The 17614-nt window shown below is 67.9% G+C and carries 11 protein-coding genes; 5 read left to right on the top strand and 6 right to left on the bottom strand.

What is annotated here, in order from left to right; all coding sequences use genetic code 11:
• The first annotated feature begins 15 nt into the window (after positions 1-15).
• Genes tssK through ACN6O8_RS06520 form a run of 4 tightly spaced genes read left to right on the top strand, consistent with a single transcriptional unit; the run spans position 16 to position 7890 of the window.
• Positions 16-1362, top strand: a complete 1347-nt coding sequence (gene tssK / locus ACN6O8_RS06535) for a type VI secretion system baseplate subunit TssK (protein ID WP_427990261.1) — start codon at positions 16-18, stop codon at positions 1360-1362.
• A 52-nt stretch (positions 1363-1414) separates the two neighbouring features.
• A complete protein-coding gene (icmH, locus tag ACN6O8_RS06530; protein WP_427990260.1) occupies positions 1415-2194 on the top strand; it encodes a type IVB secretion system protein IcmH/DotU in 780 nt (259 codons plus the stop codon).
• Between the two features lie 25 nt (positions 2195-2219).
• Positions 2220-7271, top strand: coding sequence for a type VI secretion system Vgr family protein (locus ACN6O8_RS06525; protein WP_427990259.1), 5052 nt, complete (start codon positions 2220-2222; stop codon positions 7269-7271).
• A complete protein-coding gene (locus tag ACN6O8_RS06520) occupies positions 7252-7890 on the top strand; it encodes a hypothetical protein (protein WP_427990258.1) in 639 nt (212 codons plus the stop codon). The genes ACN6O8_RS06525 and ACN6O8_RS06520 overlap by 20 nt, the downstream gene beginning before the upstream one ends.
• 12 nt (positions 7891-7902) lie before the next feature.
• On the opposite strand, the gene ACN6O8_RS06515 is transcribed toward ACN6O8_RS06520, so the two are convergent.
• Genes ACN6O8_RS06515 through ACN6O8_RS06490 form a run of 6 tightly spaced genes read right to left on the bottom strand, consistent with a single transcriptional unit; the run spans position 7903 to position 16515 of the window.
• Complete coding sequence (locus ACN6O8_RS06515) at positions 7903-8691, bottom strand: hypothetical protein (protein ID WP_427990257.1); 789 nt, start codon at positions 8689-8691, stop codon at positions 7903-7905.
• Complete coding sequence (locus ACN6O8_RS06510) at positions 8688-10994, bottom strand: hypothetical protein (protein WP_427990256.1); 2307 nt, start codon at positions 10992-10994, stop codon at positions 8688-8690. The genes ACN6O8_RS06515 and ACN6O8_RS06510 overlap by 4 nt, the downstream gene beginning before the upstream one ends.
• Positions 10987-11766, bottom strand: a complete 780-nt coding sequence (locus ACN6O8_RS06505) for a hypothetical protein (protein WP_427990255.1) — start codon at positions 11764-11766, stop codon at positions 10987-10989. The genes ACN6O8_RS06510 and ACN6O8_RS06505 overlap by 8 nt, the downstream gene beginning before the upstream one ends.
• Complete coding sequence (locus ACN6O8_RS06500) at positions 11763-12725, bottom strand: DUF4123 domain-containing protein (RefSeq protein ID WP_427990254.1); 963 nt, start codon at positions 12723-12725, stop codon at positions 11763-11765. The genes ACN6O8_RS06505 and ACN6O8_RS06500 overlap by 4 nt, the downstream gene beginning before the upstream one ends.
• 8 nt (positions 12726-12733) lie before the next feature.
• Positions 12734-15601 (bottom strand): type VI secretion system Vgr family protein, encoded by a 2868-nt coding sequence (locus tag ACN6O8_RS06495; protein ID WP_427990253.1) that lies wholly within the window; start codon positions 15599-15601, stop codon positions 12734-12736.
• Positions 15602-15627: 26 nt separating this feature from the next.
• Positions 15628-16515: a hypothetical protein gene (locus ACN6O8_RS06490; protein WP_427990252.1), complete on the bottom strand. Its 888-nt coding sequence runs from the start codon at positions 16513-16515 to the stop codon at positions 15628-15630.
• A gap of 190 nt (positions 16516-16705) precedes the next feature.
• Here ACN6O8_RS06490 and ACN6O8_RS06485 point away from each other — a divergent pair, with 190 nt between their 5' ends.
• Positions 16706-17557 carry a M15 family metallopeptidase gene (locus ACN6O8_RS06485; protein ID WP_427990251.1) on the top strand — a complete coding sequence of 284 codons (852 nt, stop codon included), beginning with the start codon at positions 16706-16708 and terminating at the stop codon, positions 17555-17557.
• Positions 17558-17614 lie beyond the last annotated feature (57 nt).

Below are 17614 nucleotides of genomic sequence, written 5' to 3'. Positions count from 1 at the left end.
CGAGAGCCCGCCAACGTGAGTTATTCAGCGAAGATTTTGTGGGGAGAGGGGCTGTTCCTGCGGCCCCAGCATTTTCAGCGCCAGGACGCCTATCATGAAGCCCGCTTGGCGGAGATGAGCCGCGCGCTGCATCCGTATTCGTGGGGCCTGCGCGCCGCGCGCTTTGACGCCGCCGCGCTGGCCAACGGCATGCTGCGCGCCACCGAGCTGTCGGCGATCTTTCCCGACGGCGAAATCTACAACGCGCCGCACAACGACGACCTGCCGCCCGCCGTGGCGCTGGACGGGCTCGATGGCGCCAGCGAGGCCGTGTTCTACCTGGCCCTGCATCCGATGAAGGACATCGGCGGCAACTACCGCGACGCGCGGCAAGGCCAGGGCTTCGACGCCCGCTACGCGCACCAGGACAGCCCCGCCCCCGACCTCTACACCAACGCCAGCACCGCCGAACTGGCATTCCTGCGCAAGAACGTGCGGCTGCTGTCGGAACACGAACCGCGCGATGCGCTGCTGACGATTCCGGTGGCGCGTGTGCGCCGCACCGCCAGCGCCGGTTACGAGCTGGACACCAGCTTCATCGCGCCCAGCCTCACGGTGCAGGCCTGCGGCGCGCTGTTCGAGCAGTTGCGCCGCCTGCTCGACGCATTGCAGGCCAAGGTCAACGCGCTCTACGGCTTTCATCGCGAACCCAACAAGAACATCATCGAGTTCCGCTCGGGCGACGTGGCCTCGTTCTGGCTGCTGCACACCGCCAACGAAGCCTATGCGGCGCTGTCGCACCTGTTCCACAACCCGCAACTGCATCCGGAACGCCTGTTCCAGGAAATGCTGCGCCTGGCCGGGGCGCTGATGACCTTCTCGAAGGTGCACACGCTGGCCGACCTGCCGGTGTACCGCCACGAACAGCCGGGCGCCGCCTTTGCGCAGCTCGACACGATTCTGCGCGACCTGCTCGACACCGTCATCTCGACCCGCTACTTCTCGATCGTGCTCGAAGAGCTGCGGCCTTCGTTCCACGTCGGCCGGCTCGATTCCGACAAGCTCGACGAAACCACCGCGCTGTACCTGTCGGTGTCGGCCGCCACGCCGGCCAGCGAACTGGCCGAGACCGTGCCGCTGCGCTTCAAGGTCGGCGCGCCCGACGATGTCGAGAAGCTGGTGCTGTCGGCCATGCCCGGCGTGCAGTTGGCCTATACGCCCCAGGTGCCGCCGGCCGTGCCGGTCAAGCCCGGCGCCTGCTACTTCGCCCTGCAGACGCGCGGTTCGCTGTACGACCGCATGCTGCAGGCCCGCAGCATCGCCATCTACGCGCCATCCGGCATTCCCGAACTGAAACTGGATCTGATCGCCGTCACCCGCTGACCCGCGCCCGCCCCACCCGACGCCCCCCCGACGCTTACTGAAAGAGCCCGCCATGACCACCGCCGCGCCCTCTCTGATGCCCGGAGCCTCGCTCCCTCCCCGTGCCGCCGATTTCTACGGATCGCGTCCCGCCAAGTCGCTGCTGGACCTGCTGTACGACGGTTTCCTGATGCTGTTCCTGCTCAAGAGCGGCCAGGAGCCGGCCAGCGCAGCCTCGTTCTCGGCGCGGGTGCAGCAGTTCCTGGCGGACTTCGAACGCAGCGCCAAGAAGCTCGACATCCCGGCCGAGGACGTCTACGCCACCAAATACGCGTTCTGCGCCGCGGTCGACGAGACCGTGCTGAATTCGGGCTTCTCGATCCGCGACGCGTGGATGCTGCAACCGCTGCAACTGACGCTGTTCGGCGAGCAACTGGCCGGCGAAAACTTCTTCGCGCGCCTGGAAGACCTGCGCGCCCAGGGCGCGCCCCGGCTGCAATCGCTGGAGGTGTTCTACATGTGCCTGCTGCTGGGCTTCCAGGGCAAGTACATGATCGAAGGCCAGGAGAAACTCGGCTACCTGACCGCGCGGCTGGGCGACGAGATCGCGCTGCTGCGCGGCAAGCGCGCCGGCTTCGCGCCGCACTGGCCGCTGCCCGACAAGATCGCCCACACGCTCAAGCGCGACGTGCCGCTGTGGAGCGTCGGCGCGCTGTTCGCGCTGCTGGGCCTGCTGGCCTACCTGGGCATGGCCCACTTCCTGAACGGCGACATGCAGACCGCCATGGCGCCCTACCACGACATCGTCAAGCTCGGGCCGCGCGCCGCCCACCTGACCATCTCGCTGCCTTGAAGGTTCACGCATCCCGCCACGCACCATGATCGATCGTTCCTCCCCATCCGCGGGCTATCGCAGCCTGGATGTCGCCGCGCTGTCGCAGAACGCCCGCCTGCTGCAAGTCGAAACGCCGCTGGGCGAGGCGCTGGCCGTCGAACGCATGCACCTGCGTGAAGGCGTTTCCGAGCTGTTCGCGCTGACGCTGGACTGCCTTTGCGCATCCGCCGAACTGGATATCGAACCCCTGCTGGGCAAGGAGATCAGCGTCAGCCTGCTGCTGGCCGACGGCGGGCGGCGGCGTTGGCACGCGGTGGTCGAAGGCGTCGACGCGCTGGGCGCGGACGGCGGCCTGGCGCGCTACCGCCTGCACGCCGCGCCCTGGCTGGCGACGCTGCGGCTGCGCCGCGACAGCTTCATATTCCAGGACAAGTCGGTCACCGACATCCTCACCGAAGTGTTCGCCGACTACCCGCAGGCCGCGTTCGCCTTCGACATCCGCGAACCGCTGACGCCGCGCCCGGTGCGCACCCAATACCGGGAAACCGACCTGGAATTCGTGCTGCGGCTGATGGCCGAGGCCGGCCTGAGTTTTCGCTTCGACCACCAACAGACCGACGGCCAGGCCGAAGGCGGCGGCGCGCGCCACCGCCTGGTGGTGTTCGACGCGCGCGCCGCGCAGCCCGCCAACCCCGCCGCCACCTTGCGCTTTCATCGCAGTGACGCCACCGAAACCGAAGACAGCGTCACGCGCTTCGGAGCGGCGCGCGCGGTCCGCGCCAACGCCGTCACCCGCGTCGCCTGGAACGACCGCGCGCTGCTGGCGCACGGCGCCCACGCCGAGTCGGCCCTGGACGCCAGCGCGCTGCCGCGGCTGGAAGACTACGACTACGATGGTCATGGCCGCCATCCGGACGACGCCACGGCCGAACAGCTCGCCCACCGCAGCCTGCAGGCCCACGAGGCGCGCGCGCTGCGCTTCGAAGGCGGCGGCAGCGCCCGCCAGATGATGCCAGGCCATGTCTTCACGCTGACCCAGCACGACCGTTACACGCCGGGCGAAGGCGCGGCCGGCGACGAACTGGGCGGCAACCACTACACCCTGTTGTGGGTGGAGCACGAAGCCGCCAACAACCTGGGCAGCCAGGCGGCCCAGGCGCTGGACGCGCCCGACCTGGAGCACGGCGCCTACCGCAACGGCTTCGGCGCCCAGCCGGCCACGGCCGCGCTGCTGCCGGCCTGGCGCGCGCGGCCGACCGCCCCCGAGGGCGTGACCGCGCTGGTGGTAACAGCGCAGGACGCCAACGTCACCACCGGCCGCGACCTGCGCGTCAAGGTGCAATTTCCGTGGCAGCGGGGCGAGCGGCCGCTGCCCGGCGGGCTGCGCCACCGCAGCCACGGCGATGACGCCGGCAACGCCCCCGGCGACGACCGCTCCGGCACCTGGCTGCGCGTGACCGGCGCGCAGGCCGGCCCCAACTGGGGCGCCCATCACCTGCCGCGCCAGGGCACCGAAGTGGTGGTGGAATTCCTCGACGGCGACATCGACCAGCCCGTGGTGGTGGCGCAGCTCTACAACGACAGCGACCTGCCGCCCTGGAGCGCCGGCGTGGATGGCGACGCCAACCATCCCGGCACGCTCAGCGGCTGGCACAGCCAGGGCCTGGACGGCCAGGGGCACAGCCAGTGGCTGTTCGACGACACCGCCGGCCAGGTGCGCACGCGCTTGTCCAGTTCCATCGCCGCCTCGCAGTTGGGGCTGGGCTACCTGGTGCAGCAAGGCGCGAACGACTCCTCGCGCGGCCAATGGCGCGGCACCGGCTTCGAACTGCGTTCGGACGCCTGGATCGTGGTGCGCTCGGGCCAGGGCATGTTGCTGTCGGCCAACGCCCGCGAAAGCGCCCGCTCGACCCAGGCCGATGCGCAGGAAGCCTTGCTGTTGCTGCGTGGCGCGCAGCATTCGGCGCAGCGTATCGACACCCTGGCCACGCAAAGCCAGGCGCGCCCGCTGGCGGCCAACGAACAGTTCAATCCCTTGATCCAGGCGCTGGACCCCAAAGCGGACGGCCGCTACGCCGGCAGCGTCGGCGGCCAGCAGGCGGTGAAGGCCAGCGCCAACGAGCGCGGCGGCACCGAGCCGGTCGAACGCATCGACGGCGCCCGGATGCTGATCGACGCGCCGACCTCGCTGAACCTGGCGACCCCGGCCACCGCGATCCTGCACGCCAGCGAAAACCTGCACGCGACGACGCAGGCCGACGGCCACGTCGCGGCGCGCCAGACCTTCGCCAGCGCCTCGGGCCGCGCCACCAGCCTGTTCGTGCAGGACGGCGGCCTGCGCGCCATCGCCGCCAATGCGCCGGTGTCGATCCACGCGCACACCGACATGCTGGAAATGCTGGCGGGCCAGGACATCACCGTCACCTCCACCACCGACAGCATCGAGATCCTGGCGAACACCCGCATCACCCTGCAGGCGGCCGGCGGGGCCATCGTCATGGACGGAGCAGACATCGTCTTCAAGGGCCCCGGCATGTTTTCCGTCAAGGGCGCCTCGCACAACCTGATCGGGCCGGCCAGCGACGCCGCCGCCCTGCCCGCGCTGCCATCCAGCCAGGTCGGCGACCCGATGCTGGTGACGGCCGAACTGGTGCACCGGCCGGCCGCCATGAAGGCGGTGCAGAACGCATCGGCGCAGGCCCTGGACGCGGCCGGCGCGGCCGACGCCGCTGGCGGCGCCGCATCGGCGGACGGCATCGGCTCGGCCCTGGCCAGCGGCGCCACCGCCGTCTCCAAAGGGCTTGCCAGCGCCACCAACACCGCGTCGGGCATGCTGGATCAGGCCAAGTCCATGGCCAATGCCGCGCTCAAGCCGGTGCAGGACGTGGGCGCCATGGCGCGCAATACCATGAGCACGGTGGCCCAAGCCGGCTCCAACCTGGTGTCCGGCGCCGCCGCCAAGGCCGGCGGCATGGCGCGGTCGGCGCTCGGGCCGGCCACGCCGTCCTTGATGGGCGGCGCCCCCCCTTCGCTGACGGGCGGCGCGCCGTCGATGGCCGGCAACGCGGCCCAGTCCCTGATCGACGACGGCGCCACGTCCCTGACACAGGGCGCTGGCGACGCGCTTGCCAGCGCCCTGCCGATGCCCGCCGGACTGACCAACGCGGCCGGCTCTGTCGCGCAGGCCGGCGAAATGGCGAACCAGGCCACCGCGATGGCCTCGCAGGCGGCCGGCGCGATGGGCAATGCCTCGGCCGCCTCGGCGCTGTCGGCAGCCTCGGGGCTGACGGCGGCGGGCGGCGGCGGCGTCGGCGCGGCCATCGGCCCGGTGATGACCCAGGCCATGGGCGCCCTGGGCGACCGCGGCGCCGCGCTCGGTTCGGCGGTCAACACTCTGCTGTCGATGCCCGACGTCAACCAGGGCAACCTGCCGGCGGTGGCCGGCGCCATCCTCGGCACGCCCGGCCTGACCGACTCGGCGGTGCCCGCGGTGGTGGGCGCCATCCTGCAATCGCCCAGTATCTCCAGCGTCACCTTGCCCAAGGTGGCCGAGACCATCATGAACATCCCGGCGGTGGCCAACTCGCCCTATCCGGGCCTGGCCCGCCGCGTAATGGAAGCGGCCGGCATCAGCCTGCCCGGCGGCGCCACGCGGCCGGCCGGGCAGGACGCTGGCGCGGGTCCGGAACCGGCCGCCTCGACGGCCACGCCGTCGGCGTATCAGGCGCGCAACGGCGCCAAACTGCAATACGTCAACCTGGCCGAAGCCTCCGAACGCTGGAACGACGGCCAGGCGCTCAACAGCCTGGACCGCCAGACCAACAAGCCCAAGATCCATGTGAAGTTCAACAAGGCCGGCCAGCACCGCTTCACGGTCAAGGTCAGCCCGCGTCCCGGCAACGCCGTGTATTCGGCGCGTGAACAGAACCGCCAGCCCCTCTACCGCGAACCCGGTCAACGTTCCTACAGCTATGTCACGGATCCCGACGGCACCAAGACCGTCGACGACATCGCGCTGCCGGCCGCCGGCCTGAACACCTATCTGTTCGAAGTGGTCAACGACAAGAACCAGATCATCTCGACCGAAGTGGTGGAAACCGTCAGGCGCCTGTATCTGCAGGAGATCATGTTGCCCGGCCCGGAAACGATGCCGCGCCCGCACGGTTTTCAGCCGACCGCCACCGAGTACGCCCGCCATGGCGTGGACGTGCTGCAATTGCCGCCCGTCAGCACTCGCGGCGATGCCAACACCGACGTCTTCACCGACGGCGGCGAGGCGCGCCTGCGGCAACTGGCCGGATCGGTCTATCCCCGTTCGCAGGGGCCCTCGCACGCGCCGTACACCATCGCGGTCTGCCACGTCGACCGGCTGGCAACCATGCTGCCCGTGCAACCGATCTACGTGCAGGCCAGCGCCGGCCCCGGCGCCGGCGACAAGGAGGTTCAGTTCGTCAGCGCCGATGGCACCGTCAACTTTCTCTGGCACCATATCGAGCCGGACGTCGACTGGTTCCTGGAATGCCTGTTCGAGTACACCGACCCGGCGGCCGGCGTGCGGCGCGTGCCGGTTCCGCGCGAGCGCTTGACCCCGGTGCCTTACGATCCGGCCGAGCCCAAGGCCTGCCATGCGTTGAACATCCGCCTGGCGGGGCTGCTGCCCATCCCCGCCACCGGCAGGTTGATCCTGCGCGTGCGGCTGATGGAAAGCGCCGCCGCCGGGGTCGCGTTCTACAACACCAACCTGCTGTGCGTGGCGGCCCTGTCGCCGTGGGATCCGGTCACGATGAACTACCAGCAGGAAACGCTGGTCCACGAAATCGGCCATTTGATCGGCATGGTTCCGAGCGGCCCGGAATGGGTTCAGGCCAACCCCGACGAAGCCGACATGGATTCGTCCAAGCTCGACAAGGGGCCCTACTTCTATTCCCAGGCCGGCAACCACTGCCACTTCGGCCTGCCCGCCAGCCAGGCCGACCCGTCTCATACCGGCGCCTGCGTCATGTTCGGCGGCGATTGCCAGAGCATCCGTTATTGCGTGCACTGCGCCAAGGCAGTGCGCAAAGTGGATATGTCCCGTGGCTGGCCGTCGTTCTGACAACTGGCGCCGCCTGGCGCCGGCCCTGGCCCTGCTGCTCGCGGCCACGCTGGCCGCCGCGCCCGTCGCGGCGCGGACCGTCGGCGGTTCGCGCGCGCCTTTCCCATCCGCTACCCAGACCGCTTCCATGAATATCGACTGGATCGACCCGCCCGCCTTCGCCACCGCGCCCATCGGCACCGTGCAAGACCACGCCTGCATCCCGCCCAACCACGGCAGCGAGGACCAGCTCAACATCGCCGCGCCCGTGCGCGTGCGGCCGCAAGCCACGGGCGCGCTGGTGATCCCGGTCTGCGCCCAGGGCATTATCCCGGTGTCGCAAAACCAGCAACTGCCGCGCTTCGTCGCGGTGGACACGCAGACCGGCAAGACCTACGAAGGCGTGGCCTACGAATACCCGCGCCGCGCCCCGCGACCGGGCGTCGAGGTCGACGAGATCGCCAGCTCGCGGCCGCCCAAGGGCATTCCGATCAGCCCGGGCATCAGTGTCGGCACGCAGTTCAGCACCGACCTGGCGGCGCAGGTGGGGTTGCCGAAGGAACCGGCGAAGTACGAGGTGTATATCGAGTCCAACGGCGTGCGGTCCAATACCGTCACGATCGAAGTGCAGGCCCGGTAAGCGTGGCGGGGGTCAGCCGCGCTTGTCGCCCGGCGGCGTGCCCCGGGCCTTCAACCGCGCGATGCTCGCCTCGGGCAGCGCGGCGACGGCCTTGGCGAAGTCGCCCGGCTGGCGGCCGGGTTGCGCCAGCAGCGCGGCGATTTGCGGGTCGGTGTCGAAGTTTGACGCGACGGTGAAGTACAGGCGCATGTATTGGCGCATGTCTTGCTCCTCCACGATGCGATACTTGACCCACGCCGTCCGGGCGACTTTGCCAAGCACGCGCAGGACCTCATTGCCATCCCGGTAATCTTCGAACGCGCCGCGGTATTCCCGGTACAACCAATCAGCCGTATCGACGAGCGGGAACCGCGTCTGTCCGAGCAGCTTGCGGCTCAGGGCCAATTCCACATGCTCATCCGGATAGATGTGCAGTTCGAGGTACAACGGCCCGTCGCCAGGGGGGATGGGCGTCGGGTCAAAATGCACCGTGGTTTCCCTGCGGAGCATCAAGCTGTCCAGCGAACCGTCGTAGAGGTGCTTGATCGCCACCTCGCCGTCGATACCCGTCCATTCGACCTTGAACTCCGTGCCTTTCAAGGTATAGCAACACGTCACCGATCCCTCGCCCCCGCCGACACCCATGCCACCGGAGCCGGCCGTGCGCCCCGCGCTATCCGCAATACGGATCATATCGATGTCCCAAGGCGTGTAGTTATAAGCGATCAAATTCAGCCCCCGGTACTCGGGCTCCCCGCCGCACGCGGCCAAACCCGCCAGCAACGTGATCGCCAGAGCCCGACTCAGGCGTCGTCTGGTCATGGCCGGGCCGGCGCCATCGCGTCCAGATTCGCCCGCATCTGGTCCACGCGCGCCGCGGCGGCGGTGTCGGTCTTCATCTTGGCCTCTTCGGCCTTGAAATCGGTCTTGCCGAAAATGTCCTTGTCGCGCGTGCGGAAATACAGGGTCGTGCTGGCCAGCAGGTGATCCGGCCAGCTGCTCAGCATGGCGTCGTGCACCAGGAAGTCGAACAGCGCCATGACCTTGGGCGGCAACGGGTTCTTGCCGGCGCTGGCCTCGCGCCAGACGTTCAGCAGGCGCTGCTCGGTGGCGCGCCTGGCCTTCATATCGGCGAACGGATCCTTGGGCTGGTCTTCCTCGGTCAGTTTGCCGCCATGGCGCACGATCATGTCATTGCGCATCTTTTGCATATCGCGCGGCCCTTGGTTCACCTGTTCGATGCGGCGCACCAGCTCCGGGTTGGTGCGGCGGATTTCCTCCCGGCGGCGCTCCGCTTCGGCGTCCTTGCGCTCGGCATCTTCCAGCGCCCGGTATTCTTCCTCCAGCCGCTGCCACAACGGCTTGAACCGCTTGGGCGGCAACTCGCCGCGACTGGCCGCCGCGCGCTCCCAGCGTTCGTTCTTCAGGGCCTCCAGCTCTTTCAGGCGGGCCGTGTTTTCGGGCTTTGCCCGTTCTTCGCGGGACAGCCCCGACACGCGGCGCAATTCTTCGTTGTATTCCTGTTCCGGCGTAAAGAAGTCACGATCCTTGATCCATTTCTCCGCGGGATCGGCCAGCTCGCTCTTGAAGACGGGATCCTGGTAACGCACCGCCAGCCAGCGCAGGAAGACTTCCATGTGGGGTACGAAATCGACACCGGGCTCATACTTGACGACGCCGCGATAGGCCTCGACCAGTTCCATCGCGTTGTATGTCTGATTGCCCTCTTTGACGCCAGCCGCGAGTGAGAATTTGCCATAAGTGCGGGGCCTGGCAACAGCCAGCTTTTCCATGCTGTACAGCGCCGCCCCATTCGCCAAGGCCAGGTTCAGCATATCGCGCAAGGGGACGCGCGAAAGCTCGGTTCTGGCGCCCAACGAGCCCTCGGGACTGACGCCGGTCACATCACCGCTGGAACCCGGATACAGATACTGTTCGCCGCGCGTCTTTTCCAGGCTATCCAGCCGTTGATTCGAACGCAACTCGTGTCCGGCGGCAAAGTGGACGCACTTTTCCACCGCGGCGGGGACGGTCAACGTGCGATCCTTGTACGTTTGCTTGAGCAGATCGGTAAACGGCAGGAAATTCAGGAACGCGTTTTCGTCCATGATCGATGCCACCGAATCGAACAGGCCCAGGAACCGGATGCGGATCGCGGCGTCCGGCGCGCCTTTTTCCCCCAGGATCGCCAGATCACGATCGTGCCGGCGCCGGTATTTCTTGACGACGTCATTGACGAACTGGCGCGCGATGACACCGCCTCGATCAGCGCCAAAAACCGAAATCTCAATATGCCGAACGCTGGTTTCGGCCCTGATGACGTCGTACGCCTTTTTCAACTGCGCCAAGGCCGCGTCGACACGCACGTCGACGCCGGTTCCCATCAGATAGGCAACCGTCTCGTTGTCGCGAATGACGGGTACGCCTTCAAGAACGGTGGTCTTGACGGTCTCCTTGCCCGCGGTCCATGCCACTTTCAGCGGATTCTTCTTGAATCCTGCCCAAAATCCCCGCACGGTTCCCTTTGCGCGATTGACCATCCGCTCCGGATCCCAGGCGTTCCAGATGCGAACCACTTTGTCAGGCAGCGTCTTGACGTCCTTGACCACGTCCTTGTATGCCTTGACCATAGGCTGGAAGGAGCCTTCCTTGATCATCTTCTGCGTCGCGCTGCTAAGACGCTTGACCACATCATGCTCGGGGATCTCATCCAGGCGGGTGATGTTCTTTCCCGCGGATTTCAGATTCTTTGCCGCCTCGCTCAGCATCTTGTTGCCAGCGACTGTCACGCCATAGAACAGGCTGTCGTCCGTGGCATCCTCATTCAACTCGGTACCCAGACCGGAGCAATAGAATCGAAACCAGTATTGCTTTTCCGGGCGTCCGCCATCCTTCGGCGCATAGTGTGCTTCCCACAGCCTGCTGATATTTGAGTACAGCGTCGGATGCGGTAAGTCCGCATCCCGGTTGCGACCAAAACCATCGAAGAAAAAGCCAATGCGAATCACCGCGCCGCACTCAAGGCAATCGTCTTTGGGATAGGCGGCGTCCTGCTCCACCATCGCCTTCAATACGGAAGCCGGTGTTCGGTCAACCGCCGGCAGTTGTACAGCCTGATCAACCATTCTTATCTCCAGGCGGCGTTCCGGTTTTCTTCAACTGCGCAATCTTTTCTTTTGGCAGTTCGGCCAACGCCTTGCCCAAATCGCCAGGCTTTCGTCCCGGCGCCGACAGCAGGGCCGCGATCTGCGGATCGGAATCGAAATTCGACGCTACGGTGAAATAGAAAAGCATGTACTGCTGAAAATCGCGCTTTTCTTCGATCCTGTACTTGATCCAGGCCGTTTTCGTGACTCTCCCCACGACCCGGATCACCTCGTAGATATCGCGATAACCGCCGAACGCCTCCCGATGGTTCTTGTACAGCCAGTCAGCGGTATCGGCGATCGGAATACGGGTCTGCCCGACGAGCTCACGGCTCAAAGCCATTTCCATGTGTTCATCCGGGTAAATGTGCAGCTCCAGATACAAAGGGCCTTCCCCCGCCGGGATTCCCTTCGGATCGAAGTGCACGTTGCCTTCCCTGTTGAACGCCAACTCGTCCATTTTTCCGTCGGTGAGATGCTTGATCGCCTCTTCGCCGTCGATGCCAGACCATGAAACGATGAAGTCCGTCCCTTTGAGGGTATAGCAGCACGTCACCGAACCCTCGCCGCCGCCCGATCCGATTGCCCCGGAAGCCGCCTTCCTGCCTTCGCTGTCCTTGATCTGCACCCAATCCACGTCCCAGGGCGTGTAGTTGTAGGTGACGACATTCAAGCCCTTGTAGACCGGTTCGCCATTGCATCCGGCCAATAATCCGAGACTCAGCAATACACTCACAAACCAATGCTTCATACCGCACTCCCCTCTTGCTCCTGTTCCGCCCGCAGCAACGCATCCCACACCGCGTCAGGCACATGTGCCAACGCCTGCGACAGCCCCTCGCCCTGAAAGGCCCGCAACGCCGGCGCGATCGCCTCGTGTTCGTCAAAGCGCGGGGAAATCGTGATGCCCCACGCCACGTAGTCCAGCATGTCGCGCTCGCTCGCGATACCGTATGAGCGCGCCCGCGCCATCTGTTCGGTCACGCGCGCAACCAGTTCGTCCTGCCGTAGTTCGCCCAGCACGCCCAGGTAGATACGGCGGATCTGCACCGCCAGTTTGTCCGGGTAGTCCAGGTCCAGCAGCGCCTGGTGCTGCGCCAGCGTGAACGGCTGCTGCCGCGGCGCGTCGGCGGCCGGCCGCTGGCCCGGGCCGGTCCACTGCGCCATGGTGCCGTCGCGACGCGGGTAGCGCAGCAGGTTGAACGGCGCCAGAAAGCGCGCGCGCTCGGCCGGCGTCCAGACCTGGAAGGCGCGATCCAGGATGCGGCTGTCGTACAGGTGCAGGTAGTACTCGCGGCCATCGGGCAGGCCATACTCCCCGTAATAGGCGAAGTGGGCCATCAGTTCGGCCAGCGGCAAGGGCGACACGAGATGCGTCAGCGCATAGACGCCGCTGTCGTTCTGATGCAGCCGCGTCAGCAGGCGCAGCAGTGCCGAGGTACGCGGCTCGCCAGCGCCCCGCCATAGTTCGAAACGGGTCAGGTCATCGACCTCGATCAACAGCGGCGCGATGTCTTCGTAGATCGCCAGTTCGGTGCCCACCCAGATCGAGCCATGGCTCAGATCCGCACAGCCCCGGATCGGCCCGGCCAGTTCGGCGTGGCCGCGAAAATCCACCAGCAGGAAAGTATTCAATGTGGCGCCGCTGTCGGCAGCCAGTTCGCCGGCCTGTGCCAGCGTGTCGTTGAGGCGGGACTCCCAATCCATCATGCCGCCCCTCACGCTTTGTCAGTGATCGACTGCACGCCATCCTGCGCATCCAGCACGCACTGCTTGCAGACGGTGAATTGCGGGAAGGCGTAGGGCAGGCGGTCCGGCCCGGCGAACTGCTTGTTGCCGGTCTTGACGTCGATGCGGCCCGGCGCGGTGACGGTGATGTTGCCGCCTTCGAGCACGATGCTGGCGCCGGCCGCCGTGGCGATGCGGATGCGCTTGGGCGCGGCATACTCCACCGCCGTCTGGGCGCTGCCGATGGTGAGGTCCTGTTGCGCCTGCACCCGCAGGATGTCGTGCTGGGCCTGCACGTCGACATTGCCCTTGGCCGAGATCAGATCCAGCCCCGACTCCGCTCCGCCCTGCTGCAAGCCGGCCACGATGCCCAGACCCTGGCCCGTGTGCAGGCGCAGCGCGCCCATCACGGCCAGGTTCTGATCCTTGCCGGCCGACCAGTGCAGCGCCTCGCCGGCCGTGTATTGCAGATGCTGGCCAGCCACCTGCGCCAAGCCGGCCCGGGCCGCCATCAGCACCACCGGATCGGTGGGGTGCGGCACTTTGCCTTGCGCGGCCTGCGTGTGCTTGGCGCTGGCATCGCCGCGCGCCCCTTCCAGGCTGTCGCCCGCCACCGTGCCCGAGACGGTGCGGTGCATGGCCGCCAAAGGCGCTTTCTCCGCGTCCAGGACGCTGGCGCCGGGGCCCTTGGTACCCTGCACCGTCGCCAGCCGCAGGCCCTGGTGGGCGCCCGCCACGCCGTCCAGCGAACGCGCCATCTGGTCGGTCTGGCCCGCCAGCGCCAGCACGCCCGCCGCATCGCCGACGGCGCTGGCGCCTGTCGCCGCGTAGGTGCTCAGCAGTACGCCCGCGCCGCCGCGCACCGCGCCGTAGCCGTCGGTGCGCAGCTCGGCGCCCACGCCACGCAGGCCGCCGCGATAGTTGCCGGCCTGGTGGATCAGGTGGCCCAGGTTCAATTCCGAGGCCGCCTGGCTGCTCTTGATCTGCATGCGCAATTGGCCGTCGGTGTCGTCGAACACGATCTGGTTGTAGCCGGCGCCGCCGAACTCCTTGCTCTTGAATCCGCTCAGCGCGGCCGCGTTGCGGTGGTTGTCCTCGCCCGCGGCCGCACCATGCCAGGCCGGGGCGTTGCCCGAGGCCAGGTTGGCCTGGGCGCTGGGCGCGTGGTCGCGCGCGGCGGCGTAGACCTGCGTGTCGGCCTTGGCCCCCGGGCGGCCGCCCGGCGTGGCCGGCGTGCCGCCCTCGCCACGGCCGTTGTACAGCGCGCCCACCACGATGGGTTGGTCGATGTCGTCATCCAGAAAGCGCACCAGCACCTCCTGGCCGATGCGCGGCACGAAGCTGATGCCCATGCCCGCGCCCGACTGGCGCTGCGCCACGCGCGCCCAGCGGCTGGCCGCCAGGCCTTCGCCAGCGGCCTGCCACGGGAACTTGATGCGCACGTCGCCGCGCTTGTTGCGCAGGATCTCGTCCTGCTCCTTGGGCTGAGTGCCGCCCTCGGCGTCGGTCACCACTGCCGTGTGCACGCCATGCACCGACGGCGCGCCGCTCAGGCGCGCGCCGCGTGCCCGCGGCAACCGCGGCCGCCACGGGCGGTCGCAGCGCACCGCCTCGAAGCGGTTGGCGTAGCCGACCTCGCGCGCCTTGGCCAACACGAAAGCATCGGGGCGCAGGCCAGCCGCGTCGTCCGGCTCCGCGCCCGGCTCGGGCAAGGCGTCGATATCCAAGGCCAGATGCGCGTCCAGGCCGCCGAGCCGCTGGGCCAACGAGGCCCGGGTCGCGGGCGGCAGGTTGTTGATGCCGACGTGCTCGACGCGATCCAGCGCGAACTCGGGTTCGAAGCCGGGCTCGTTCGCCGGCCCCAGCGCCGACAGATCCCGCAAGGTGAAGCGCGTGCCCGAGCGGAAGGTCCGCACCACGCCCAGGCCAACGAAGGTCTCGGCGCGCGCCCGCAGCGCTTCGCCGGCCAGCCCGGCCTGGCGCCGCGCCTGCGCCTCGTCGGCAAAGCCGCCATGGCCGGCCACTTCGTACCAGTCCAGCGCGGCCGCCTCATTCTGGCCGTCGGCCGCGCTGACCCGCGCCTGTGCCGCCACCGCGCGCTTGCCGCTGTCGTGCCAGCCCAGGAGCGTGATGCTGTCCGGCACGCGGCGGCGCCGGCGCGCCAGCCGCTGCACCGTGTCGCGCGATTCGGTGGCCCCGGCGCGCTGGAAGCGGATGCCGCCGCCCGCCGACTCGGCATCCTCGGCCAGATGGCGGCTGTCGGCGAACAGTTGCACCACATGGCGCGCCGGCACGCTTTCCTCCTCCAGCACGGTCCAGCCCAGGCCGGCCTCGGCCAGCAGGCGCGTCAAAAAGTCGTAGTCGGTTTCGCGGTATTGGGTGGTGTAGGGACGCGGCGCCAGCCCGGCCAGCGCCGGCTCGACGTCGGCGGCAACGCGGTAGACAAAGCCTTCATAGCCATCGAGCACCTGGCGCACAATGTCCAGCACCGGCTTGCCCTCGAACACGCGGCTGGTGCGCCGCTGCGTCGCCAGCCACAGCCACGGCACCACCGTCAGGCGGTAGCGCGCCAGGCCGGCGTCGCCCGCCAGCAGTTCGGCTTCGCGCACCACGCCGCTGCGCGCGGCCTGGCTGCCGTCGGCGCGCGTGGTCCACAGGGTCACGGGCCGCGAGATCATGTCCTGCAATGGCAGGCCGGCATTGTCCGACAACGCCACCACGCGCAACTGGCCCAGGCCGCAGAGCGCTTCGCGCGCGATCCAGGCCTCGACATGCAGCGACGCCAACGCGCCCTCGCCCTGCAGGCGATAGAGGCGGGAATCGGAATTGAACAGGCCGGCGGAAACGCTCGAATCCATCACTTGAAAACCTTGTTCAGACAGGCTCACGGTTCGACGTGAGATTGCGCATTGGGACATTCGGGCGCGGTGCCCCAGTGGCCCGCGCAGACGCGCAGGCGGCATTGTTCGCTTTCCAGAAAGCCCAGCTTGCGGCATTGCGCCAAACGCGTGGACAGCGATGACCCCGGCAGTTCGCGCACGAACACGCCATCGGTCTTGTAGACCTTGGTGCCGGGCGGCGATGCCGGCGGCAGGCCATACGACATCAACGCGGCCAGCAACGCCGCATCGCTGTCGCCACGGGGCGGCGTCTTGCCGCGCGCCGGCGCGGTTTTGCTGGTGGCCGGCGCGGCCGCGGCGCTGGCGCCCGGCGCCATGGCCACCGCCGCCTCACGCCCGGGTTCGGCGTTACGCGGGGCCGGCGTCTTGCCCTGGCTGACGCGCGGCACAGCCGCGGGCGCGGGCGCCGGCGTCGTGACGGCCAGGGCCGCCAACGGGTTGACCGGCTCGACGTCGGCGTCGGGCCGCGTCAGTTGCGCCAAGGGATGTTCTTCGATGATGGTGGCGGCCGACGACGGCGGCGGCTCCCGGTTCGCGGATGCCGGCGCGGGCGCATCGGGCTTGGCCGCCGGCGCCGCCACGGGCGGCGCGCTGTGCTCGGCCCGCGCCACCACCGCCGGCAATTCGGCCGTGTCGTACACCGCCCAGAGGCCGGCGCCCACGAAACCCAGGAACAACAACAGCAACAGGGCCAGCAGCGGCGCGCGGCTGCGTTGTCTGGGGGACAGGTGCTTGACCTCGGCCTCGGGCACGCGGCCTTCGAGCGTGGCAAGAATGCGCGACGACTGCCGCGCGTCCTGCGAGGACGGGCGGCCAGCCAGCAGACTGGGAATGGAGGGCGGAGGTCGCGATCTTTTTTCGTCTTCTGCCATGCGAGGTCCCGTATTGGCAGGGGTATGCCACCCCCTGATAACCAAGGTGATCGAGAATACCCGATGACTTCTTTTAGATCACGGCTTCTTGTTACGATTCCTAAAGCATCGACGCCGTCTGCAACGCCGTTGCCCTTGCCTCAATCACGAATAGAACAAAAGATTACGCCTTCGTGATTGAGGGATAACGTTGCTAGTCCTGCTGCCCCTATATTTTCTGCTCGCGATCAGCGTTTCCGCGCTGCTGGTTTTCCCCGCCTTGCGGGCGCGAACCGCGCGCGGCGTCCGCGCGTTCGCACACGGCGTGCGCCGTCGCGTGGCGCGGGGCGCCGGCCATGCGGGCGGCGTGGTGGGCGGTTCGGCACAGGCGGTGCGCAGCGGATTCGGGCGGGCCGGCAACACGTTTTCGCTATACCGCTGGCAGATCGCCGCGGGACTCGCGGTGGTGCTGCTTCCGTCCCTTTTCGCTTTCGTCATGCGACACAATCACACATTTATTTACGAGGATCGGACGGCCGGTCCGGACCCGCGGATTCAGGCCCTGCTGACCGGCGAAAGGCTGGTGCCGCCCCCGCCTCTGCCGCCCGAAGTCTTCACCACGCGCGAAGTGGAATTGGTGCGCCCGAACCTGGGCGGCGCCAGCCGCGACTGGAACCTGCTGGACGCCGATTACCGCCAGCGCCTGCTGGCGGCCTACCGCGTCATGCGCGAAGAACACGGCTACGAAATGGTGTTGATCGAAGGCTATCGCAGCCCCGAGCGACAGGAAGAACTGGCCGCCAAGGGCTCGCACGTGACCAACGCCGGCGCGTACCAGAGCTATCACCAGTACGGTCTGGCCGCCGACAGCGCGTTCCTGCGCGATGGCAAGGTGGTGGTATCGGAAAAAGACCCATGGGCCATGCGCGGCTACGAGCTGTTCGGCGAGACCGCCGAACGCGTCGGCCTGACGTGGGGCGGACGCTGGAAGCTGATGGACTTCGGCCACACCGAATTGCGGCGTCCGGGCGTCATGCGACGCGACGCGGGGGCCGCGCAATGATCCGATCATCTGACGCGGCTACCCTGGCCCCCTCGCGCTTCCGAACAATCGCTTACC

Source organism: Achromobacter sp. (genome assembly GCF_050285565.1).
GTDB lineage: Bacteria > Pseudomonadota > Gammaproteobacteria > Burkholderiales > Burkholderiaceae_B > Achromobacter.
The sequence above is the reverse complement of the archived record's forward strand: the minus strand, read 5'-3'. Positions and strand labels throughout refer to the sequence as shown.

What these genes read in the sequence shown, in the direction of transcription:
- ACN6O8_RS06515 (WP_427990257.1), bottom strand. Translation starts at nt 8,691, where the DNA reads ATGACCAGACGACGCCTGAGTCGGGCTCTGGCGATCACGTTGCTGGCG.
- ACN6O8_RS06500 (WP_427990254.1), bottom strand. Translation starts at nt 12,725, where the DNA reads ATGATGGATTGGGAGTCCCGCCTCAACGACACGCTGGCACAGGCCGGC.
- ACN6O8_RS06510 (WP_427990256.1), bottom strand. Translation starts at nt 10,994, where the DNA reads ATGGTTGATCAGGCTGTACAACTGCCGGCGGTTGACCGAACACCGGCT.
- ACN6O8_RS06495 (WP_427990253.1), bottom strand. Translation starts at nt 15,601, where the DNA reads ATGGATTCGAGCGTTTCCGCCGGCCTGTTCAATTCCGATTCCCGCCTC.
- ACN6O8_RS06525 (WP_427990259.1), top strand. Translation starts at nt 2,220, where the DNA reads ATGATCGATCGTTCCTCCCCATCCGCGGGCTATCGCAGCCTGGATGTC.
- ACN6O8_RS06505 (WP_427990255.1), bottom strand. Translation starts at nt 11,766, where the DNA reads ATGAAGCATTGGTTTGTGAGTGTATTGCTGAGTCTCGGATTATTGGCC.
- icmH (WP_427990260.1), top strand. Translation starts at nt 1,415, where the DNA reads ATGACCACCGCCGCGCCCTCTCTGATGCCCGGAGCCTCGCTCCCTCCC.
- ACN6O8_RS06490 (WP_427990252.1), bottom strand. Translation starts at nt 16,515, where the DNA reads ATGGCAGAAGACGAAAAAAGATCGCGACCTCCGCCCTCCATTCCCAGT.